The sequence below is a fragment of the Streptomyces sp. NPDC056883 genome, from assembly GCF_042788835.1.
Taxonomy (GTDB): Bacteria; Actinomycetota; Actinomycetes; order Streptomycetales; family Streptomycetaceae; genus Streptomyces; species Streptomyces stoeckheimensis.
Genome location: NZ_JBHUBS010000003.1, coordinates 420,052 through 440,762, shown reverse-complemented (window position 1 = coordinate 440,762; position 20,711 = coordinate 420,052). Strand labels below are relative to the sequence as shown.

Annotated in this window: 19 protein-coding genes; 12 read left to right on the top strand and 7 right to left on the bottom strand. The window is 71.0% G+C overall.

The window, feature by feature from the left end; translation table 11 throughout:
• Positions 1-146 precede the first annotated feature (146 nt).
• The 4 genes from ACFRU2_RS11025 (at position 147) to ACFRU2_RS11010 (ending at position 8,231) form a co-directional block, all read left to right on the top strand.
• Complete coding sequence (locus ACFRU2_RS11025; RefSeq protein WP_382970466.1) at positions 147-1,937, top strand: glycoside hydrolase family 3 protein; 1,791 nt, start codon at positions 147-149, stop codon at positions 1,935-1,937.
• A 260-nt stretch (positions 1,938-2,197) separates the two neighbouring features.
• The gene (locus tag ACFRU2_RS11020; protein WP_266881101.1) at positions 2,198-2,941 is read left to right on the top strand and encodes a response regulator transcription factor; all 744 of its coding nucleotides are present in this window, start codon (positions 2,198-2,200) and stop codon (positions 2,939-2,941) included.
• A complete protein-coding gene (locus ACFRU2_RS11015; protein ID WP_375951945.1) occupies positions 2,938-4,032 on the top strand; it encodes an ATP-binding protein in 1,095 nt (364 codons plus the stop codon). Before ACFRU2_RS11020 ends, ACFRU2_RS11015 begins: the two co-directional genes overlap by 4 nt.
• 257 nt (positions 4,033-4,289) lie before the next feature.
• Complete coding sequence (locus ACFRU2_RS11010; RefSeq protein ID WP_382970462.1) at positions 4,290-8,231, top strand: multifunctional oxoglutarate decarboxylase/oxoglutarate dehydrogenase thiamine pyrophosphate-binding subunit/dihydrolipoyllysine-residue succinyltransferase subunit; 3,942 nt, start codon at positions 4,290-4,292, stop codon at positions 8,229-8,231.
• 163 nt (positions 8,232-8,394) lie between these two features.
• Here ACFRU2_RS11010 and ACFRU2_RS11005 read toward each other — a convergent pair whose 3' ends face one another.
• A complete protein-coding gene (locus ACFRU2_RS11005; protein WP_382970459.1) occupies positions 8,395-9,621 on the bottom strand; it encodes an aKG-HExxH-type peptide beta-hydroxylase in 1,227 nt (408 codons plus the stop codon).
• Positions 9,622-9,766: 145 nt separating this feature from the next.
• Between ACFRU2_RS11005 and ACFRU2_RS11000 the strand changes: the two genes are divergently transcribed.
• Positions 9,767-9,946: a DUF6104 family protein gene (locus ACFRU2_RS11000; RefSeq protein WP_375958046.1), complete on the top strand. Its 180-nt coding sequence runs from the start codon at positions 9,767-9,769 to the stop codon at positions 9,944-9,946.
• Between the two features lie 106 nt (positions 9,947-10,052).
• Here the strand turns inward: ACFRU2_RS11000 and sodN are convergent, their stop codons facing one another.
• Positions 10,053-10,448, bottom strand: a complete 396-nt coding sequence (gene sodN, locus ACFRU2_RS10995) for a superoxide dismutase, Ni (RefSeq protein ID WP_382970456.1) — start codon at positions 10,446-10,448, stop codon at positions 10,053-10,055.
• 192 nt (positions 10,449-10,640) lie between these two features.
• Here sodN and sodX point away from each other — a divergent pair, with 192 nt between their 5' ends.
• Complete coding sequence (gene sodX / locus ACFRU2_RS10990) at positions 10,641-11,108, top strand: nickel-type superoxide dismutase maturation protease (protein WP_382970453.1); 468 nt, start codon at positions 10,641-10,643, stop codon at positions 11,106-11,108.
• On the opposite strand, the gene ACFRU2_RS10985 is transcribed toward sodX, so the two are convergent.
• The gene (locus ACFRU2_RS10985) at positions 11,012-11,641 is read right to left on the bottom strand and encodes a CGNR zinc finger domain-containing protein (protein ID WP_266955249.1); all 630 of its coding nucleotides are present in this window, start codon (positions 11,639-11,641) and stop codon (positions 11,012-11,014) included. The two genes, sodX and ACFRU2_RS10985, sit on opposite strands and share 97 nt — an antisense overlap.
• A 79-nt stretch (positions 11,642-11,720) precedes the next feature.
• Between ACFRU2_RS10985 and ACFRU2_RS10980 the strand changes: the two genes are divergently transcribed.
• The gene (locus ACFRU2_RS10980; protein WP_382970449.1) at positions 11,721-12,497 is read left to right on the top strand and encodes a class I SAM-dependent methyltransferase; all 777 of its coding nucleotides are present in this window, start codon (positions 11,721-11,723) and stop codon (positions 12,495-12,497) included.
• An 84-nt stretch (positions 12,498-12,581) separates the two neighbouring features.
• On the opposite strand, the gene ACFRU2_RS10975 is transcribed toward ACFRU2_RS10980, so the two are convergent.
• The 3 genes from ACFRU2_RS10975 to ACFRU2_RS10965 form a co-directional block, all read right to left on the bottom strand.
• Positions 12,582-13,334: an amino acid ABC transporter ATP-binding protein gene (locus ACFRU2_RS10975; protein WP_382970844.1), complete on the bottom strand. Its 753-nt coding sequence runs from the start codon at positions 13,332-13,334 to the stop codon at positions 12,582-12,584.
• An 11-nt stretch (positions 13,335-13,345) separates the two neighbouring features.
• Positions 13,346-14,296, bottom strand: a complete 951-nt coding sequence (locus ACFRU2_RS10970) for an amino acid ABC transporter permease (RefSeq protein WP_382970446.1) — start codon at positions 14,294-14,296, stop codon at positions 13,346-13,348.
• A gap of 68 nt (positions 14,297-14,364) precedes the next feature.
• Complete coding sequence (locus tag ACFRU2_RS10965; protein ID WP_382970443.1) at positions 14,365-15,312, bottom strand: ABC transporter substrate-binding protein; 948 nt, start codon at positions 15,310-15,312, stop codon at positions 14,365-14,367.
• 524 nt (positions 15,313-15,836) lie between these two features.
• Between ACFRU2_RS10965 and ACFRU2_RS10960 the strand changes: the two genes are divergently transcribed.
• Entirely contained in the window at positions 15,837-17,042 is a 1,206-nt protein-coding gene (locus ACFRU2_RS10960) for an NADP-dependent malic enzyme (protein ID WP_382970440.1), read from the top strand.
• Between the two features lie 74 nt (positions 17,043-17,116).
• Here ACFRU2_RS10960 and ACFRU2_RS10955 read toward each other — a convergent pair whose 3' ends face one another.
• Positions 17,117-17,536 (bottom strand): DUF6416 domain-containing protein, encoded by a 420-nt coding sequence (locus ACFRU2_RS10955; RefSeq protein WP_382970438.1) that lies wholly within the window; start codon positions 17,534-17,536, stop codon positions 17,117-17,119.
• A 112-nt stretch (positions 17,537-17,648) separates the two neighbouring features.
• Between ACFRU2_RS10955 and ACFRU2_RS10950 the strand changes: the two genes are divergently transcribed.
• The 4 genes from ACFRU2_RS10950 (at position 17,649) to ACFRU2_RS10935 (ending at position 20,567) form a co-directional block, all read left to right on the top strand.
• Positions 17,649-18,611, top strand: a complete 963-nt coding sequence (locus ACFRU2_RS10950) for a zinc-binding dehydrogenase (protein WP_382970435.1) — start codon at positions 17,649-17,651, stop codon at positions 18,609-18,611.
• 73 nt (positions 18,612-18,684) lie between these two features.
• Positions 18,685-18,894, top strand: a complete 210-nt coding sequence (locus tag ACFRU2_RS10945; protein WP_243336126.1) for a helix-turn-helix domain-containing protein — start codon at positions 18,685-18,687, stop codon at positions 18,892-18,894.
• Positions 18,894-19,406, top strand: coding sequence for a Clp protease N-terminal domain-containing protein (locus ACFRU2_RS10940; protein WP_382970432.1), 513 nt, complete (start codon positions 18,894-18,896; stop codon positions 19,404-19,406). Before ACFRU2_RS10945 ends, ACFRU2_RS10940 begins: the two co-directional genes overlap by 1 nt.
• 108 nt (positions 19,407-19,514) lie before the next feature.
• A complete protein-coding gene (locus ACFRU2_RS10935; protein ID WP_382970430.1) occupies positions 19,515-20,567 on the top strand; it encodes an ALF repeat-containing protein in 1,053 nt (350 codons plus the stop codon).
• Positions 20,568-20,711: the final 144 nt, after the last annotated feature.

Sequence of the window (20,711 nt, the reverse complement as noted above, 5' to 3'; positions counted from 1 at the left end):
GCCCGACCGCGCCCGCCGCAGACCGCGCACCCGGCCCCGGCGCCCCCGACCACAGCCACCCGTCCGGCCCCACACCCGCCCCCACGCACGCTCCCGCACCCGCCCCCGCGACCTCCCGCGCGACCGACCTCCCCAGGAGCCCCGCCATGAACGCCACCCCGACGCCCCCGGCCGCCCCCGCCGCCTCGCCCCTCCCTTACCGCGACGCCTCCCTCCCCGTGGACCGGCGCGTCGACGACCTGCTCTCCCGCATGACCCTGGAGGAGAAGGCCGGCCAGCTCTTCCACTCGATGCTGATGATGAACGCGGACGGCACCCCGGTCACCGAGACCGACGGCTCGATCCTCCCGTTCACCACCCCCGAGCTGATCGAGGGCCGCCACCTCACCCACTTCAACCTCCTCGGCAGCTACGGCGCCCGTGCGATGGCGACCTGGCAGAACGCCGTCCAGGAGATGGCCGCCGGCACCCGCCTCGGCATCCCGGTGACCCTGTCGACCGACCCCCGGCACTCCTTCACCGACAACGTCGGCGCCTCCTTCAACGCCGGCGCCTTCTCCGCCTGGCCCGAGGCCATCGGCCTGGCCGCGATAGGCGACCCGGAGCTGGTCTTCGAGTTCGCCGACATCATGCGGCGCGAGTACCTCTCCGTCGGCTTCCGCGTCGCCCTGCACCCGCAGATCGACCTGGCCACGGAGCCCCGCTGGGCCCGCCAGTCGGGCACCTTCGGCTCGGACGCGAAGCTGACGGGCGAGCTCGTGCAGGCGTACGTACGGGGCCTGCAGGGCGAGACGCTCGGCGCGGCATCGGTCTCCGCGATGGTCAAGCACTTCCCCGGCGGCGGCCCGCAGAAGGACGGCGAGGACCCGCACTTCGCGCACGGCAAGGAGCAGATCTACCCGGGCGGGATGCGCGAGCACCACCTGGAGCCGTTCAAGGCGGCCATCGCGGCCGGCTGCTCGCAGATGATGCCGTACTACGGCCAGCCCATCGGCACCGACTGGGAAGAGGTCGGCTTCGGCTTCAACAAGGGCGTCGTCACCGGCCTGCTCCGTGAGCAGCTCGGCTTCCAGGGCATCGTCTGCACCGACTGGGGCCTGATCACGGACTCGGTGATCTTCGGCGAGCCGCACCCGGCCCGCGCCTGGGGCGTGGAGCACCTGAGCATCGCCGAGCGGGCGGCCCTGGCCCTGGAGGCGGGCTCGGACCAGTTCGGCGGCGAGCAGTGCCCCGAGGTCGTCGTGGAGCTGGTCCGCTCGGGCCGGATCTCCGAGGCCCGGATCGACGCGTCCGTCCGCCGGCTGCTGCGCGAGAAGTTCGTCCTCGGCCTCTTCGAGAACCCGTACGTGGACCCGGACGCGGCGGCCGAGACCGTCGGCCGCGCCGACTTCACCGCGGCCGGCGCGGCGGCCCAGCGGCGCTCCCTGACGGTGCTCACCAACACCGGGGAGACCCTGCCGGTCTCCGGTCGGCCGAAGCTGTACGTCAAGGACGTGGACGCGGACGTCGCGGCGGCGTACGGCGAACTCGTGTCCGACCCGGCCGAGGCGGACCTGGCGGTGCTGCGGCTGCGCACCCCGCACGAGCCCCGCACGAACATCTTCGAGTCCTTCTTCCACTCGGGTTCGCTGGCCTTCCCCGAGCCGGAGCTGACCGAGATCCTGGCCCTCCTGGACGCCGTCCCGACCCTGGTCTGCATCAACCTGGAGCGGGCCGCGGTGATCCCCGAGATCGCGGAGCGGGCGGCCGCGCTGATCGCGGACTACGGGGCTTCGGACGCCGCCCTCCTGGACGTGGCCTTCGGACGGGCGGCCGCCGGGGGGCGGCTGCCCTTCGAACTCCCGCGCTCCATGGAGGCAGTGGCGGCCTCCCGCCCGGACGTCCCGAACGACACCGAGAACCCGGTGTTCCCGCACGGCCACGGCCTGACCCTGTAGCCCTGCGGGGCGGGAGTCCCCCACCCGCCCTTCCACCGTTCCCCGGGCTCCGCCCGGACCCCGAAAGACCTGGGGCTCCGCCCCGGACCCCGCGCCTCGAACGCCGGCGAGGCTGGATCTTCCAGCCTCGCCGGCGTTTGAACCGCAGGTCCGGGGGCAGAGGGCCCGGCAACGAACCCGCGCAGCGAACCCGTCATAGCCGGAGCTCAGCCGCTCCTCTACGCTGCACCCCTACCACGCGGGATCTTCAGGGGCGGGACATGGAACAGACGCACACCACCACCCACAACGGCGCCGCGGCCACCCCCGGCGCGCAGCGCCGGGTACTCGTCGTCGAGGACGACCACACCATCGCGGAGGCCATCGCGGCCCGGCTCCGCGCCGAGGGCTTCCAGGTCCAGACGGCCGCGGACGGGCCGGCTGCCGTGGCCGCGGCCGAGGGCTGGCTGCCGGACCTCCTGGTCCTGGACGTCATGCTGCCGGGCTTCGACGGCCTGGAGGTCTGCCGCCGGGTCCAGGCCCAGCGGCCCGTCCCGGTGCTCATGCTCACCGCCCGGGACGACGAGACCGACATGCTCGTCGGCCTCGGGGTCGGCGCCGACGACTACATGACGAAGCCCTTCTCCATGCGCGAGCTGGCCGCGCGGGTCCACGTACTGCTGCGGCGGGTGGAGCGGGCCAACGTGGCCGCCCACGCCCCGCGCGGAGCCACGCTGCGCCTGGGCGATCTGGAGATCGACCACGCCCAGCGCCGGGTCCGCGTGCACACCGAGGACGTGCACCTGACGCCGACGGAGTTCGACCTGCTGGTGTGCCTGGCCGGGACCCCGCGCGCGGTGCTCTCGCGGGAGCAGCTGCTCGCCGAGGTGTGGGACTGGGCCGACGCGTCCGGGACCCGTACGGTCGACAGCCACATCAAGGCGCTGCGCCGGAAGATCGGCGCCGAGCGGATCCGTACGGTCCACGGCGTCGGGTACGCCCTGGAGACCCCGGCGCAGCCGTGAGCGGCTACCGGCCGCCGGGGCAGCGGCCGACCGGGGGGCTGCGGCCCTTCTCCCCGTTCTCGATCAAGACCAAGCTGGGCACGCTGGTGGTGGTGTCGGTCTTCATCACCACGGGCCTGCTGATGGTGGCCCTGCGCACGGCCACCGAGGTGCGCTTCATCACGGTGTTCTCGGTGATCGCCTCGATGCTGATCACCCAGTTCGTGGCGCACAGCCTGACGGCGCCGCTGGACGACATGACCACCGTGGCCCGGGCGATATCCCGCGGGGACTACACGCGCCGGGTGCGCGGGGCGGGCCGCCGCGACGAGCTGGGCGACCTGGCCTCCACCATCAATCTGATGGCGGACGACCTGGAGGCGGTGGACCGGCACCGCAAGGAGCTCGTCGCCAACGTCTCGCACGAGCTGCGCACCCCGATCGCGGCCCTGCGGGCGGTACTGGAGAACGTGGTGGACGGGGTCTCCGCCGCCGATCCGGAGACCATGCGCACGGCCCTGAAGCAGACCGAACGGCTCGGCCGGCTGGTGGAGACCCTGCTGGACCTCTCCCGCGTGGACAACGGGGTGGTGCCGCTGCGGGCCCGCCGCTTCGAGGTGTGGCCCTACCTGTCGGGGGTGCTGAAGGAGTCGGGTCTGGCGGCCGCGGGCCGGCCGGGGCTGTCCTCCGGCTCGGGCGGGCACACCCGCAACGACGTCCACCTCCACCTGGACGTGTCCCCGCCGGACCTGACGGCGTACGCGGACGCCGAACGGCTGCACCAGGTGGTGGCGAACCTGATCGACAACGCGGTCAAGCACAGCCCGCCGCACGGCCGGGTCACGGTCCACGCCCGGGCGGGCGACGCGCCCGGGGGTCTGGTGCTCGAAGTGCGGGACGAAGGTCCCGGAATTCCGGAGGCGGAGCGCCACCGGGTCTTCGAGCGGTTCAACCGGGGCAGCGCGAGGGGCGGCGACGGCGGCACGGGCCTGGGCCTGGCCATCGCCCGCTGGGCCGTCGGCCTGCATGGGGGCGACATCGGAGTGGCCGAATCGTCACGGGGCTGCCGGATCCTTGTCACACTTCCGGGCAGCTCGCAGGCATCGAGTTGACGTAGGGTTCGAGTGGGAAGGACATGATCTCGGCCACACACGCCGGGGTCCGTCAGGGGTGCGAAGCCAGGGGGCCGCAACCGCGGTGCCTCCTGCCCGAACCACGCTTGTTTCCCGCCATTCCTGGTGGTGAAACCCGCCGTTCGATGTGACCTACGCGACGTAAGTCCCGCCCGGTCTGCATCTCACGGCCCGGGAGGCGTAGCCTTTATTCCCGCTGTCCATACCTTGTGAAGCGGAAGAGGGCGGTTGCCGCCGTGTCGCCACAGTCCCCCAGTAACTCGAGCACCACGACCGAAGCAGGAGCAGGCGGGAAGAACCCCGCCCCGGGCTTCGGCGCGAATGAGTGGCTCGTCGACGAGATCTATCAGCAGTACCTCCAGGACCCGAACTCGGTCGACCGGGCCTGGTGGGACTTCTTCGCCGACTACAAGCCGGGGGGCGCTGTCGCTCCGGTGAAGGCGGATAAGCCCACGGACCGGCCCGCTCCCCCCGCCGCGACGACGACGGACGGCGCCTCCGCACAGGCCGCCGCCCCCGTCACCGCCGCGACTCCGCAGGCTTCCGACGCCGCCGCCACAGGGACGGCGAGCCTCGCGCCCGCCACCCCGGTCGCCGCGCCCACGACGCCCGTGTCAGCACCTGCCCCTGTACCTGCCACCCCCTCTGGTGCCCCTGCTGTGACTGTCACCTCCCAGGCCCCGGCCGCCGCCGCACCGGCTGCCGCTGCCCCTCAGGCCCCGGCTCCCGCCGCCGCCCCCTCCGCCTCCGTAGCCCCCCAGAAGGCCGCGCCCGCCACCGAGGCCCCTGCCGGCCCCGAACTGGTGACGCTCCGCGGCCCGGCGGCTGCCGTGGTCAAGAACATGAACGCCTCGCTGGAAGTGCCGACGGCCACGTCCGTCCGCGCCGTCCCGGTGAAGCTGCTGTTCGACAACCGCATCGTCATCAACAACCACCTGAAGCGCGCCCGGGGCGGGAAGATCTCCTTCACCCACCTCATCGGCTACGCGATGGTGCAGGCCATCAAGGCCATGCCGTCGATGAACTACTCCTTCGCGGAGAAGGACGGCAAGCCGACCCTGGTCAAGCCGGAGCACATCAACTTCGGCCTCGCGATCGACCTGGTGAAGCCCAACGGCGACCGCCAGCTCGTCGTCGCCGGCATCAAGAAGGCCGAGACCCTCAACTTCTTCGAGTTCTGGCAGGCCTACGAGGACATCGTCCGCCGGGCCCGCATCGGCAAGCTGACGATGGACGACTTCACCGGGGTGACGGTCTCCCTCACCAACCCCGGCGGCCTGGGCACCGTCCACTCCGTGCCCCGCCTGATGCCCGGACAGTCGGTCATCATGGGCGTCGGCTCCATGGACTACCCCGCCGAGTTCCAGGGCACCTCGCAGGACACCCTGAACAAGCTGGGCATCTCCAAGGTCATGACCCTGACCTCGACCTACGACCACCGGGTCATCCAGGGTGCGGCCTCCGGCGAGTTCCTGCGCATCGTCGCGAACATGCTGCTCGGCGAGAGCGGCTTCTACGACGACGTCTTCGAGGCGCTGCGCATCCCGTACGAGCCGGTCCGCTGGCTCCGGGACATCGACGCCTCGCACGACGACGACGTCACGAAGGCCGCCCGCGTCTTCGAGCTGATCCACTCCTACCGGGTCCGCGGCCACGTCATGGCCGACACCGACCCGCTGGAGTACAAGCAGCGCAAGCACCCCGACCTCGACATCACCGAGCACGGCCTCACCCTGTGGGACCTGGAGCGCGAGTTCGCGGTCGGCGGCTTCTCCGGCAAGTCGATGATGAAGCTCCGCGACATCCTCGGCGTGCTGCGCGACTCGTACTGCCGCACCACCGGCGTCGAGTTCATGCACATCCAGGACCCGAAGCAGCGCCGTTGGATCCAGGACCGCATCGAGCGCCCGCACTCCAAGCCGGAGCGCGAGGAGCAGCTGCGGATCCTGCGCCGGCTGAACGCGGCGGAGGCCTTCGAGACCTTCCTGCAGACGAAGTACGTCGGCCAGAAGCGGTTCTCCCTGGAGGGCGGCGAGTCCGTCATCCCGCTGCTCGACGCCGTCATCGACTCGGCCGCCGAGGCCCGCCTCGAAGAGGTCGCGATCGGCATGGCCCACCGCGGCCGCCTGAACGTCCTCGCGAACATCGTCGGCAAGTCGTACGCGCAGATCTTCCGCGAGTTCGAGGGCAACCTCGACCCGAAGTCCATGCACGGCTCCGGCGACGTCAAGTACCACCTGGGCGCCAACGGCACCTTCACGGGCCTGGACGGGGAGCAGATCAAGGTCTCGCTCGTCGCCAACCCCTCGCACCTGGAGGCTGTGGACCCGGTCCTGGAGGGCGTGGTCCGCGCCAAGCAGGACATCATCAACAAGGGCGGCACGGACTTCACGGTCCTGCCCGTCGCCCTGCACGGCGACGCGGCCTTCGCGGGCCAGGGCGTCGTCGCCGAGACGCTGAACATGTCGCAGCTGCGCGGTTACCGCACCGGCGGCACCGTGCACGTGGTCATCAACAACCAGGTCGGCTTCACCGCCGCCCCGGAGTCCTCGCGTTCCTCGATGTACGCGACCGACGTGGCCCGCATGATCGAGGCGCCGATCTTCCACGTGAACGGCGACGACCCGGAGGCCGTGGTCCGCATCGCGCGGCTCGCCTTCGAGTTCCGTCAGGCGTTCAACAAGGACGTGGTCATCGACCTCATCTGCTACCGCCGCCGCGGTCACAACGAGTCGGACAACCCGGCGTTCACGCAGCCGCTGATGTACGACCTGATCGACAAGAAGCGCTCGGTGCGCAAGCTGTACACCGAGTCCCTCATCGGTCGCGGCGACATCACCCTGGAAGAGGCCGAGCAGGCGCTCCAGGACTTCCAGGGCCAGCTGGAGAAGGTCTTCGCGGAGGTCCGCGAGGCCGCCACGCAGCCCGCGGTCGCCCCCGTGGCGCCCGCCCAGGTCGCGCAGGAGTTCCCGGTCTTCGTGAACACCGCGATCTCCCAGGAGGTCGTCAAGCGGATCGCCGAGGCCCAGGTCAACATCCCCGACGGCCACACGGTCCACCCGCGCCTGCTGCCGCAGCTCCAGCGCCGCGCGGCGATGATCGACGACGGCACCATCGACTGGGGCATGGGCGAGACCCTGGCCTTCGGCTCGCTGCTGATGGAGGGCACCCCGGTCCGGCTGTCCGGCCAGGACTCCCGCCGCGGCACCTTCGGCCAGCGCCACGCGGTCCTCATCGACCGGGAGACGGGCGAGGACTACACCCCGCTGCTCTACCTGTCCGAGGACCAGGCCCGCTACAACGTCTACGACTCGCTGCTCTCCGAGTACGCGGCCATGGGCTTCGAGTACGGCTACTCGCTGGCCCGCCCGGACGCGCTGGTCCTCTGGGAGGCCCAGTTCGGCGACTTCGTCAACGGCGCGCAGACCGTCGTCGACGAGTTCATCTCCTCCGCCGAGCAGAAGTGGGGCCAGACGTCCGGCGTCACGCTCCTCCTGCCGCACGGCTACGAGGGCCAGGGCCCGGACCACTCCTCCGCCCGCCCGGAGCGCTTCCTGCAGATGTGCGCGCAGGACAACATGACGGTGGCCATGCCCACGCTCCCGTCGAACTACTTCCACCTGCTGCGCTGGCAGGTCCACAACCCGCACCACAAGCCGCTCATCGTCTTCACCCCGAAGTCGATGCTGCGTCTGAAGGCGGCGGCGTCGAAGGCGGAGGAGTTCACGACCGGTTCGTTCCGTCCGGTCATCGGCGACACCCGGATCTCCTCCGGTGCGGGTGACCCGAACGAGATCCGCAAGGTCGTCTTCTGCGCGGGCAAGGTCTACTACGACCTGGAGGCCGAGCGCGAGAAGCGTGGGATCACCGACACGGCGATCATCCGCATCGAGCGCCTCTACCCCCTCCCGGGTGCCGAGCTCCAGGCGGAGATCGCCAAGTTCCCGAACGCGGCGAAGTACATCTGGGCCCAGGAGGAGCCGGCGAACCAGGGCGCGTGGCCCTTCATCGCGCTCAACCTGATCGACCACCTCGACCTGGCGGTCGGCGCGGACGTCCCGGCCGGCGAGCGCCTGCGCCGCATCTCCCGCCCGCACGGCTCGTCCCCGGCGGTCGGCTCGGCCAAGCGCCACCAGGCGGAGCAGCAGCTCCTCCTGAACGAGGTCTTCGAAGCCTAGGCCTCGCACCTGAAGGAAGGCCCGGCCCCCATGGGGGCCGGGCCTTCCGGCATCCTCGGCCACATTCAGCCCCTCCGGCGTTTGAGGAGCGGGGTCCGGGGCGGTGCCCCGGGGAACGGGCGAAGGGCGGGTGGGGGACGGCCCCGCGCAGCGGCCCGCCCTGTCAGCCGACCGCGTACGGGGCCAGGTTCGGGTGCGCCTCGCACCACGCGACCCGGTCCCGCTCGACCACCCCCCGGGCCACCGCGTACCGCGCACCCGGCGCCGGCACCCCGTCCATGGCCCGCTCCGCCGCGGCCATCGCATCGACGAACACCCGCCCCCCGGCGGTGAGTTCCGGGCAGGCCAGCAGGACCGGCAGCACCGCCGCCACCTGCGCCCGCACCCGCGCGTGCTGCGCCCACGCCCCCCTGGCCCCGTAGAGCGCCGCGCGCTGCCAGTAGCCCGCCAGTCCGAGATGCGCGTACGCGCCCCGCAGGAGCCCCTCCAGCGGCCGAGGATCGGCCCTCCAGGGGGCCCAGTACCGCGCGGCGCGGTCGGCGGTGTGCAGCGGGAGCGCCTCCGCGAGGGCCGCCAGCTTCCCGTGCTGCACTTCGAACACGAGGGTCGCGGCCAGCGCGGGCGGCGGCTGGGCCCGCGCCAGGACGGAGCCCGCCGCGGCGGGCAGGGTCGCGCCGTAGGACCGGGAGATGCCGGACAGCGGGACCAGGCAGCGCAGCAGCCTCCCGGCCTCCTCCGCGCGGGCGGTGTCGTAGCGCCGCAGCAGGCTGAGGGCCCCGGACCACTGGGTGTCCCAGCGCTTGTGCCCCTTGGGGGTGAGCCGGCGTGCGGCGGGCACCGTCTCGGGGGCGCGGTACGGGTCCAGGTCGTCGAGGGCGGTCCGCCCGTCGGGCAGTGCGTGCAGGGCCAGTGCCTCCGGGTTGCCGGGGTCCCAGGAGCCCTCGGTGAGGGCGAGCGGGCCGGGCCGGTCCGGGCGCAGCAGTCCGAGGGTGGGCAGGGGGAGCCGTCCGTGCGCGGGCCGCAGCGTGATCTTGAAGCCGATCCCGGCGCGCAGCGCCGCGGCGGCGGCGAGCGCCCCGAGGTGTCCGAGGTCGGCGGGCGGCCCGTGCCGCGTGCGCAGCCGGCGCAGCGTCTCCTCGGCCCACACCCCGGTGGCCGGATAGTGCACTACGTCGGCCACCGCGCCGGGGTCGCGGCGCCCGGCCTCCGCCAGCAGGGCCCAGCGCTCGGCCGCCTCCCCGGCGCGGGCGCCGGGCAGTTCCCCGAGCTCGCGCAGCAGCCGCAGCCGCCGGGCCCGGCGTACGCCGCGCACCAGCGCGGTCCCTTCGGTGGACGGCTCGGTGGAACCGAGTGCGCGCAGCACGTCGTCGCTCGGCTCGGGGTGATCCATGCATACCTCCCGCCGCGGACCCTTCATCCCTGCCCTGGGGAGGGGCTCCGCGAACGGCGGAAAGCGGTCAGGTCCGGGCCCGGCGGGGCGGCGGATTATCCTGACGGGAGACACCCGAACACCCGACCACCGCACGGAGCCCGACTTGTACTTCACCGATCGCGGCATCGAGGAGCTGGAGAAGCGGCGCGGCGAGGAGGAGGTCACCTTCGAGTGGCTCGCCGAGCAGCTGCGCACCTTCGTCGACCTGAACCCGGACTTCGAGGTCCCGGTGGAACGCCTCGCCACCTGGCTGGCCCGCCGGGACGACGAAGACGAAGACTAGAGGGGTCGACGAGTAGCCGACAGCATGACGAAGGGGCCCGACCGCACTGCGGTCGGGCCCCTTCGTCATCGTCCTCGGGACAAGGCCGATCAGGCACGGAGCCTGATCAGGCGGCCTTGGTCTCCCAGAAGATGCGGTCGATCTCGGCGATGAGCTCCAGCGCCTTGGCGCCGGTCGCCGGGTCGTTCGACGCCTTGGCGGCCGAGAGGGCCTTCAGGGTGTCGTTGACCAGGGTGTGCAGCTGCGGGTACTTCTCGAAGTGCGGCGGCTTGAAGTAGTCGCTCCACAGCACGGAGACGTGGTGCTTCGCGAGCTCGGCGCGCTGCTCCTTGATGGTGATGGCGCGCGCGCGGAAGTCGGCGTCCTCGTTGGCCTGGTACTTCTCCTGCACGGCCTTGACGGACTCGGCCTCGATGCGGGCCTGGGCGGGGTCGTACACGCCACAGGGCAGGTCACAGTGCGCGGAGACCGTGGCCTTGGGGGCGAACAGGCGGGAAAGCATGGGGTTTGTCCTCCTCGTGATCGTCTTCTCAAGGGGGAGATTACTCCGTGAGAAAGACGATTTCGCGGCCGCCCCCGTGGGGTTGGGACAAAAGTCCAGGGGTGTGCCCGGGCCGGTGACCGAATGTACGGAAGAGTGCGGCAGCATGCGGAGGGCACGGAGAGTGGACCAGAGCGGTTACGGAGGTCACGGATGACGGGGAGCACGCGCTCGCGCGGCCGGTCGCGGGAGTGGGAGTCGCCGTTGAAACGGATCGGGACCGTGGAGGTGAGCGGCCCCTCGATGGCGCCGACCCTGGAGAACGGGGACCAGGTGCTGGTCCGCTACGGGGCCCCGGTACGGCCGGGCCACGTGGTGGTGCTGCGCCACCCGTTCCAGCAGGACCTGCTGGTCGTGAAGCGGGCGGCGGAGCGGCGGCCGGGCGGCTGGTGGGTGCTGGGCGACAACCCGTACAACGAGACGGGCGACAGCACGGACTACGGGGTGGTCCCCGACGAGCTGGTGCTGGCGACGGCGGTGGTCCGCTTCCGGCCGCGCCCCCGGCCGGAACACGCGGCGGAGGGTCAGCGCTCGCTGAGGGCGTGGCTCTCCTGGGCTTCCTCGGCGCTGCGCCCGCTGTGGGCGGACTCCTCGGCCTCCAGCCGCTTGCGGGCGCGGTAGGCGGCGACGTTGGCTCGGGTGGCGCACCGGTCGGAGCAGTACCGCCGGGAGCGGTTGGTGGAGGTGTCGAGGTAGGCGTTGCGGCAGGGCGGGGCCTGGCAGAGGCCGAGCCGGTCCGGGCCGTGCTCGGTGAGGTGGAAGGCCAGCCCGAAGCAGGCGATCGCGGCGTAGCCGGCGGAGGCGTTGGAGGGGTGGTCGGCCAGGTGGATGTGCCAGTTCGGGCCGCCGTGCTCACCGATCGTCTCGTGCCCGGAGACCTGCGGGCTGACCGGGAACTCCATGAGCAGGGAATTCAGCAGGTCGACGGCGAGGACGTGGTCCCCGCCGTCGGCGGCCTCGAAGACGGTGCGCAGCCGGCCGCGGACGTTGCGGAAGCGGGTGACGTCACCGTCCGTGACCCGGCGGGCCATCTGGACGCTGGCACCGAAGAGCGCACGGACGGCGTCCACGGAGGTCAGCGAGTCCTTGTTGCGGGCCGGCTCCTCGGTGTTGACCAGGCGCACGGCGTAGTCCGAGTAATGGGCCAGTTCCACTTGTAGTCCTTACGGCTGCAGATTAGTGTCTCCGGTAACGGCTGAGACATGTTCGAGGGTATTACGCGTGGAGGATTTCGTGGCGGATACGGCACGCTTCGATACGGCAGCACCGTCCGACTGGCAGGCCTGGCAGGACAGCTGGGACCGGCAGCAGGAGTGGTACATGCCCGACCGCGAGGAGCGGTTCCGGGTGATGCTGGACATGGTGGAGGCGCTGGTCGGCACCGCCCCCCGGGTGCTCGATCTCGCGTGCGGTACGGGAAGTATCACGGACCGCGTCTTCAAGAGGTTCCCGGAATCCACCAGTACGGGAGTCGATCTCGACCCCGCGCTGTTGACGATCGCCCGCGGCCACTTCGCCGGCGACCCCCGCGTCACCTTCGTGACCGCCGACCTCAAGGACCCCGACTGGCGCACGGCCCTCCCCCACGGCTCCTACGACGCCATCCTGACGGCCACCGCCCTGCACTGGCTGCCCAGCGAGGACCTCGCCGTCCTCTACGGGCAGCTCGCTCCCCTGCTGCGCACCGGCGGGGTGTTCATGAACGCCGACCACATGCCCGACCCCGCCACCCCGCGGATCAACGCCGCCGAGCGCGCCCACCGGCACGGCGGAATGGACCGGGCGAAGGCGACCGGGGCACTGGACTGGCGCGAGTGGTGGGAGCTCGCGGCCGCCGACCCCGTGCTCGCCGAGCCGACGAAGGCCCGCTTCGAGATCTACGGCGAGCACGCCGACGGGGACACCCCGCCGGAGTCCTGGCACGCGGCCACGCTGCGCGGCGCCGGCTTCGCGGAGGCCCGTACGGTCTGGCGCTCGCCCTCCGACGGGCTGGTGCTGGCCCTGAAGTAGGCCCCGGCCCGCAGCGCGGGCCGGTCATGCGTGAGGGGCGGTACGGATCTCCGTACCGCCCCTCACGCATGGAACGCGGCCGGGTTACAGGACCTTCGAGAGGAAGGCCTTGGTGCGGTCGTGCTGCGGGTTGCCGAGGACCTCGCGGGGGTGGCCGGATTCGACGACGACGCCGCCGTCCATGAAGACGAGGTTGTCGCCGACCTCGCGGGCGAAGCCCATCTCGTGGGTGACCACGATCATGGTCATGCCCGACTCGGCCAGGTCCCGCATGACGTCGAGGACGTCGCCGACGAGCTCCGGGTCGAGCGCGGAGGTGGGCTCGTCGAAGAGCATCAGCTTCGGCTCCATCGCCAGCGCGCGGGCGATGGCCACGCGCTGCTGCTGGCCGCCGGAGAGCTGGGTGGGGTAGTTCCCGCCCTTGTCGCCGAGGCCGACCCGGTCCAGGAGCTTGATCGCGCGGGCCCGTGCGACGGCCTTGCTCTCGCCCTTGACCATGACGGGGGCTTCCATGACGTTCTCTATGGCCGTCATGTGCGGGAAGAGGTTGAAGCGCTGGAAGACCATGCCGATGTCCCGGCGCTGGGCCGCGACCTCGCTGTCCTTGAGCTCGTAGAGCTTTCCGGCCTTCTCCTTGTAGCCCACCAGCTCGCCGTCCACCGAGAGGCGGCCGGAGTTGATGCGCTCGAGGTGGTTGATGCAGCGCAGGAAGGTGGACTTGCCGGAGCCGGACGGGCCGACCAGGCAGAACACCTCGCGGGGGGCGACTTCGAGGTCGATGCCCCGCAGGATGTGGGCGGCGCCGTACGACTTGTGGACGGCCTCGGCCTTGACCATCGGCTGGGCGGTCACTTCGCCACCTCCGTACGGCGGAACATGTTCAGGTTGGCCTTGAGCCGCTGGAACGGCGTGGGCGGCAGGGAGCGCAGCGAACCGCGCGCGTAGCGGCGCTCCAGGTAGTACTGACCGACGCTGAAGACGCTGGTCAGGGCCAGGTACCAGATAGAGGCGACGAACAGCATCTCCATGATGGCGCCGGCCGTGGACCCGATGTTCGACGAGGCCCGCAGGAGCTCGGTGTACTGGACCGCGGACACCAGGGACGAGGTCTTCAGCATGTTGATGAACTCGTTGCCCGACGGCGGGATGATCACGCGCATCGCCTGCGGGAGGACCACGCGGCGCATGGTCTGCGTCTGCGTCATGCCGAGTGCGTGCGAGGCCTCGCTCTGGCCCTCGTCGACGGACTGGATGCCCGCACGGACGATCTCCGCCATGTAGGCGCCCTCGTTCAGGCCCAGGCCCAGGAGGGCGACCATGAACGGGGTCATCAGCTCGACGGTCTCTTGCTTGTAGATCGGGCCGAGGTTCACGTACTGGAAGATCAGCGACAGGTTGAACCACACCAGCAGCTGTACGTAGACCGGGGTACCGCGGAAGAACCAGATGTAGAGCCAGGCGACGGTGTTGGTCACCGGGTTCTTCGAGAGCCGCATGACCGCGAAGAGGATGCCGAGCACGAGGCCCAGCGCCATCGCGGACACGCTGATGATCACGGTGTTGCCGAGGCCGGCGATGATCGAGGGGTCGAAGAGCTTGTCTCCGACCGTCTTCCAGATCACGTTGCCCTGCGAGAAGGCATAGACCAGCCAGCCCAGCAGGACGACGACCACGGCGCCGCTGATCCAGCGGCCGTAATGCCGCACGGGGATTGCCTTGATTGCCTCGTACGGGGTACCCGAGGCGCCGGGCCCGGCCGGCGGGGTGGCCGCCGGACCCTTGTCGATCTTGTCAGTCACAATGACTGCCCTTCAGTGGAGCTCAGGAACCAGGGTCCGGGGGCGCGTGCGCCCCCGGACCGCACGGGTCACTTGCCTGCGTTGACCGTCGCGGACTGAACGGCGCTGTCCTTGACGTTCCACTTCTCCAGGACCTTGGCGTAGGAGCCGTCCTTGATGATCGCGTCGAGGGCCTGCTTCAGGGCGTCGCGCAGCTGGGTGTTCTCCTTGCTGACGCCGATGCCGAAGAGGCCGACGTCGGCCTGCGCGCCGCCGACCTCGAAGTCGTTGCCGCCGCCCGAGGTCTTCGCGATGTACGCGGCGACCGGGAAGTCGTTCAGGTCGGCCACGGCGCCGCCGGCCTTGACGCGGGTCTGGGCCTCGGCGTCGGTGTCGAAGGCCTCGATGGTGAGCTTCTTGTCACCGCACTTCGTGGCCTGCGCCTTGAAGGTGTCCTCGTAGATCGTGCCGCGCTGGACGGCGACGGTCTTGCCGCAGAGGTCGTCCAGGGACTTGATGTTCTGCGGGTTGCCCTTCTTGACGAGGAGCGAGACGCCGGAGGAGAAGTAGTCGACGAAGTCGATCCCCTTGCCGATCTGCTTGCCCTCGTCGTCGAGGCCCTTCTGGCGCTTCTCGTTGTCCGTGACCGAGGACATGATCGCGTCCTGGCGGCCGGAGTAGATCGAGGTGATCAGACCGTCGAAGCTGCCCGAGGTGAACTCGAACTTCACGCCGAGCTGCTTGCCCAGGGCCTCGGCGATGTCGGGGTCGACACCGACGATCTTGCCGCCCTCGGTGAACTCCATCGGCGCGTACGCCGCGTCCGTGCCGACCTTGATGACACCCGCGTCCTGGATCTTCTTCGGCAGGGCGGAGAAGAGGGGGGCGGCGTTGGACTTCGTGGCGTCCCCGGACCCCTTCTTCTCGGTCTGGTCTCCACAGCCGGTGAGGATCAGGGCGCCGGCGACCGCGATCGCGCCGACCGCGGCGATCCGGGACCGGGCGGCGGTCGTACGGCGGGTGGTGCTAGCGGTCATGAGCTGGTTCCTCCGGCAGGTGGAAAGCATCGAAAAGCGGTCGGGCACGCCCCATCGAGTGTCGCGACCTTGTGTGATTAGGGGCATCTTGCCATTCGGACTGAGTCATTCAGGCAGCCCGTCAGGTCAAAATCGGATAACGGCAGCCGCTTCGTACCCAACAGGACTGCGGACAAGGGGCCTCAGAACCGCACGAACGGCTGTGACCTGGTCCTTTTGCCGCACTATTTGCGGCGCGTCTCGCCCATCGGACAGAGAGGTTTGGACTTTTCGCCAAAACCGGGACAAGGAGCTTATGGTCGAGCGGGAATCGACTCGTCTGGGTGAGCGTTCTTCGGGTAGAACAGATCCTTACACCCCTCATCCGGGGCTCAGGGCGCGCGTGCGGCGCGCCCGCGCGTACGAACCTCCCCTTCGCGGAGACGGACCCAAACCCGTCGACGCGGAGACGGACGCGGTGCCCGCCCACCCCTTAACCAGGAGTGGCCACCCTCAACGATTCAAAGACTTAAGGGGTTAAGACAGTGGCAGCGGAGATCGTCAATCCTCGCAGCGACAGCGTGACGGACAACAACCCGGATGCGGTGTTCGCGCTGCACCGGGGCGGAAAGATGGCCATCGTGGCCACCGTGCCCGTCAACGACAAGGACGACCTGTCCCTGGCGTACACGCCCGGCGTTGCGAAGGTGTGCAGCGCCATTGCCGAGCAGCCCGAGCTCGTGAACGAGTACACCTGGAAGTCCAACGTGGTCGCCGTCGTCACCGACGGTACGGCCGTGCTCGGACTCGGTGACATCGGGCCCGAGGCCTCCCTCCCCGTGATGGAGGGCAAGGCCATTCTCTTCAAGCAGTTCGGTGGTGTGGACGCGGTTCCGATCGCGCTCGCCACCAAGGACACGGACGAGATCATCGAGACCGTGATCCGCCTCGCGCCGTCCTTCGGCGGGGTGAACCTGGAGGACATCTCGGCGCCCCGCTGCTTCGAGATCGAGCGCCGCCTCCAGGAGGCGCTGGACATCCCGATCTTCCACGACGACCAGCACGGCACGGCCATCGTGACGCTGGCCGCCATGCGCAACGCCGCGAAGCTCACGGGTCGCACCCTCGCCGACCTGCGCGCCGTGATCTCGGGCGCCGGTGCCGCCGGCATCGCGATCGCCAAGATCCTCGTGGACGCGGGCATCGGCGACGTCTGCGTCACCGACCGCAAGGGCGTCGTCTCCGCCGACCGCTCCGACCTGACGGACGTCAAGGCGGAGATCGCGGGCCTGACGAACAAGACCGGCCAGACCGGTTCCCTGGAGGACGCCCTCGCGGGCGCGGACGTCTTCATCGGCGTCTCCGGCGGTACGGTCCCCGAGGCCGCGGTGGCGACGATGGCGAAGGACTGCTTCGTCTTCGCCATGGCCAACCCGAACCCGGAGGTCCACCCCGACGTCGCGCACAAGTACGCGGCGGTCGTGGCCACGGGCCGCTCGGACTTCCCGAACCAGATCAACAACGTGCTGGCGTTCCCGGGCATCTTCGCGGGCGCCTTCAAGGTCCGGGCCTCGCGGATCACCGAGAACATGAAGATCGCCGCCGCCGACGCCATCGCCGGTGTCGTCGCCGACAGCGAGCTCACCGCCGACTACGTGATCCCGTCGCCGTTCGACGCGCGCGTCGCCGAGGCCGTCACGGCCGCGGTCGCCGCAGCGGCGAAGGCCGACGGCGTGGCCCGCCTCGTCTGATCGCCGCACTGAGCTGTACGGGTGAAGGCCCGGCCGGAGCGATCCGGCCGGGCCTTCCGCGTACCCGGCTCGGATCAGCCCCGGGCGTGTCGCGCCTGCTCCAGGAGCGCCGCCAGGAAGACGGCGGCCACGGAGGGCTTCACCGCGTACGTGGCGCCCGTGGAGCCTTCCGGGGCGGCCCACCAGTAGAACGGCAGCCGTCGGCCGCTGGCGGCGTGCGCCTTGCCCATGCCGGCCAGCGCACCGGCGACACGGTTGGCGGGGTTGCTCGCGTTGGGGCCGCCCATCACCGCGTCCACGAGCTCCGTGCAGTGCACCTCCAGCCCCGGGTGGCGCACCAGGTACTCCAGGATGAGGCGGCTCTGCTCAGCCGTCTCGGCGAGCAGCGCCGCCGCCGCGGGGCCGTCTGCGGCCCCCCACTCCGGCTTCTCCCAGTGACCTTCACCACCCGAGTCGGCAGCCCAACGCGGGTCGCCCTCGTCCAAGTACCCCATGCAGTCCTCCCCTTGGGCACGCAGCGCGCCCGCGGCGCAAGCCTAAGGAGACACGGGCGGACGCGGCGGCGCAGGGTGGTCCGGCGGCCTACCGACCGGTAGCCTCGCGGCCATGTTCGCTGCCTACGCTGCCCGAATCGACCGTGACCAGCCGCTGAGCGGCCTCGAGCTGGGCGACCGCCCCGCCCCGCAGGCCCGCCCCGGCTGGGTGACCGTGAACGTCAAGGCCGCCTCCCTCAACCACCACGACCTCTGGTCGCTGCGCGGGGTCGGCCTGTCCGGGGACAAGCTCCCCATGATCCTCGGCTGTGACGCCGCCGGGATCGACCAGGAGGGCAACGAGGTCGTCCTGCACTCCGTCATCGGCCAGACCGGCCACGGCGTCGGCCCCGACGAGCCCCGCTCGATCCTGACCGAGCGCTACCAGGGCACCTTCGCCGAGCAGGTCACCGTCCCCGCCTGGAACGTCCTGCGCAAGCCCGCCGAGCTCTCCTTCGAAGAGGCCGCCTGCCTGCCCACGGCGTGGCTGACCGCGTACCGCATGCTCTTCACCAACGCCGGCGTCCGCCCGGGCGACTCGGTCCTGGTCCAGGGCGCGGGCGGCGGGGTCGCCACCGCCGCCATCGCCCTCGGCAAGGCGGCCGGCCTGCGGGTCTTCGCGACCAGCCGCGACGAGGCCAAGCGCAAGCGTGCGGTCGAGCTGGGCGCCGTGGAGGCCTACGAGCCCGGCGCGCGGCTCCCCCAGCGGGTCGACGCGGTCATCGAAACGGTCGGCGCCGCCACCTGGTCGCACTCGGTCAAATCGCTGCGCCCCGGCGGCACCCTGGTCATCTCGGGAGCCACGAGCGGGGACCGCCCGGCGCACGCCGAGCTGACCCGGATCTTCTTCCTGGAGCTCAAGGTGGTCGGCTCGACGATGGGCTCGAAGGACGAGCTGGAGGATCTGCTGTCCTTCTGCGCGGCGACCGGCGTCCGCCCGGTGATCGACGAGACCCTGCCGCTGGACCGGGCCCGCGAGGGCTTCGAGAAGCTGGAGTCGGGCGACGTGTTCGGCAAGATCGTCCTCACCGTCTAGCCCTCGCCGTCCAGCCCTCGCCGCTGTCAATGCGGGTTGACATCCTCCCGTGCGTCAACCTACATTGACACCCATGACGGAAGCTACCGATCTGGCCGAGCGCGCCGGTGACCGTGACCCCCGGGTGGGCCTGCGCGCCGTGGCCGCCCTCCGGCGACTGCTGGAGCAGCTGGAAGCCGTACAGGTGCGCGGGGCCCGCGCCCAGGGCTGGTCCTGGCAGGAGATCGCGGCCGAGCTGGGCGTCAGCCGGCAGGCCGTACACAAGAAGCACGGGAGGCTCTGATGTTCGAACGATTCACCCAGGACGCCCGCTCCACCGTGACGGGCGCGGTCGCCGAAGCCGAGCGGACCGGGGCGCAGCGGGTCGGCGAGGAGCACCTGCTCCTCGCCCTGCTCGCCCTGGGCGCCCTCGACCCCCTGGACGCAGACCGGGCCGCGATCTCCGCCGATCTGGCGGCGGCCCGCCGCCGGGGCGGCATGTCCAAGGCGGACGAGGAAGCCCTCGCGGGCCTCGGCATCGACCTCACGGAGATCGTCTCCCGCATCGAGGAGACCCACGGCGAGGGCGCCCTGTCGGACCCCGCCCCGCGCGGCCGATCCGGCCGCACCCGGTTCACCCCGGGCGCCAAGAAGGTCCTGGAGCAGTCCCTGCGCATCGCCCTGGGCCGCAAGGAGCGCCACATCTCCACCCTCCACCTGCTCCTCGCCCTCCTCTCCCGCCCCGGCACGTCCGCCGAGGTCCTGGGCGACCACGGGATCACCTACGCGGGAGCCGAGGCGGCCCTGACGGGCTGAGCAGCGGTCACGCCCCCAGGTTCTTCGATGTGCCGTACAACCATCCGTGCGGCCGGTGAGTCTCTCACTGCGAAAGAACGTTCTCCCCTGGGGGTTTTTGCTGTGAAGTTGTCCCGAATCGCTGCGGCGATCACCGTTTCCGCACTGGCCCCAGCCGTGTTCCTCTCGTCCCCGGCCTTCGCCACCGGCGAGGAACCCGCTGCGCCCGCCGGCCCCACTGCTCCGACCGCGCCCGACCAGCCCGCGTCGGTGCAGCCTCCGGCCGAGCAGCCGGCAGCGGTTCAGCCCCCCGCCGAGCAGCCGGGCGACAGTCAGGCCGAGCAGGACCGCAAGACGATCCTCGCGATCATCGCCGACCCGATGGCCAGCGAGTACATGAAGGAAGCGGGCCGCAAGGCCATCGCCGCCGGTCCTGCGGCCATGCGCAAGTTCATCGAGACCGACCAGCACGTGATCCGCCGGGACGACTACCGGGTGCTCATCACCCGTCTGGCGAACGACGCGGGGCCCGCCCTGAAGGACGGGATCAAGCAGATCATGCGCAGCGACGCGACCCTGGAGCAGCTGCGCCACTTCTACGAGGTCACCCAGCACGAGCTGCGCGACGAGGACAACCAGGTCGACATCTCCAGGATGGTCAACGGCGCCGGCCCGAATCTGAAGGAAGGTGCCAAGAAGGCGCTCAAGGGCACGCCCGCCGACCGCATCGAGTTCCTGAAGACGGGCCAGCACCACCTGCGCGACCAGGACAACCGGATCGAGATCGCCCAGATCATCGACGGCGGGGGCCCGGAGCTGGTCAAGGCGGGCGTCGCGGCGCTCAACGGCACTCCCGCCGACCGCGCCGAGTTCCTGAAGACGGGCCAGCACGAGGCCCGCGCCAAGGACAAGAAGGCCCAGGAGGACAAGGAGAAGGAGAAGGAAAAGGAGAAGCCGACGCCGACGCCGACCCCCACCCCGACCGCTCCCGGCACCACCCCCGGCTCCGGGAGCACCCCGGGGAACACCGCGGTCACCCCCCAGGGCGGCAGCGGCGGGCACCTCGCCACCACCGGCGCCGGTAACACCGCCTGGATCGCGGGCGGTGCGGGCACCGCACTCGTCGCCGGAGCCGGAGTCCTGCTCGCCGCGCGGATGCGCCGCGCGGGCTCCTCGCGCTGATCCAACGCGCACGAACCCGTCTCGGAGCGGGGGGAGAGGGGGGGGGGGCAGGGAGTGGGGGAAGGGCGGGGGGGGGGGGGTTCGTTCCTCTGGCCCCAGGACGAGAGGGCTCGGGGAGGCGCGTCCTCCCTCTCGGGTGGGGGC

Coding starts and splice junctions, on each gene's coding strand:
- sodN (WP_382970456.1), bottom strand. CDS start 10,448: ATGCTTTCCCGCCTGTTCGCCCCCAAGGCCACGGTCTCCGCGCACTGT.
- ACFRU2_RS10975 (WP_382970844.1), bottom strand. CDS start 13,334: ATGGTCAAGGCCGAGGCCGTCCACAAGTCGTACGGCGCCGCCCACATC.
- ACFRU2_RS11020 (WP_266881101.1), top strand. CDS start 2,198: ATGGAACAGACGCACACCACCACCCACAACGGCGCCGCGGCCACCCCC.
- ACFRU2_RS11005 (WP_382970459.1), bottom strand. CDS start 9,621: ATGGATCACCCCGAGCCGAGCGACGACGTGCTGCGCGCACTCGGTTCC.
- ACFRU2_RS10955 (WP_382970438.1), bottom strand. CDS start 17,536: ATGGGGTACTTGGACGAGGGCGACCCGCGTTGGGCTGCCGACTCGGGT.
- ACFRU2_RS11025 (WP_382970466.1), top strand. CDS start 147: ATGAACGCCACCCCGACGCCCCCGGCCGCCCCCGCCGCCTCGCCCCTC.
- ACFRU2_RS10950 (WP_382970435.1), top strand. CDS start 17,649: ATGTTCGCTGCCTACGCTGCCCGAATCGACCGTGACCAGCCGCTGAGC.
- ACFRU2_RS10965 (WP_382970443.1), bottom strand. CDS start 15,312: ATGACCGCTAGCACCACCCGCCGTACGACCGCCGCCCGGTCCCGGATC.
- ACFRU2_RS10945 (WP_243336126.1), top strand. CDS start 18,685: ATGACGGAAGCTACCGATCTGGCCGAGCGCGCCGGTGACCGTGACCCC.
- sodX (WP_382970453.1), top strand. CDS start 10,641: ATGACGGGGAGCACGCGCTCGCGCGGCCGGTCGCGGGAGTGGGAGTCG.
- ACFRU2_RS10940 (WP_382970432.1), top strand. CDS start 18,894: ATGTTCGAACGATTCACCCAGGACGCCCGCTCCACCGTGACGGGCGCG.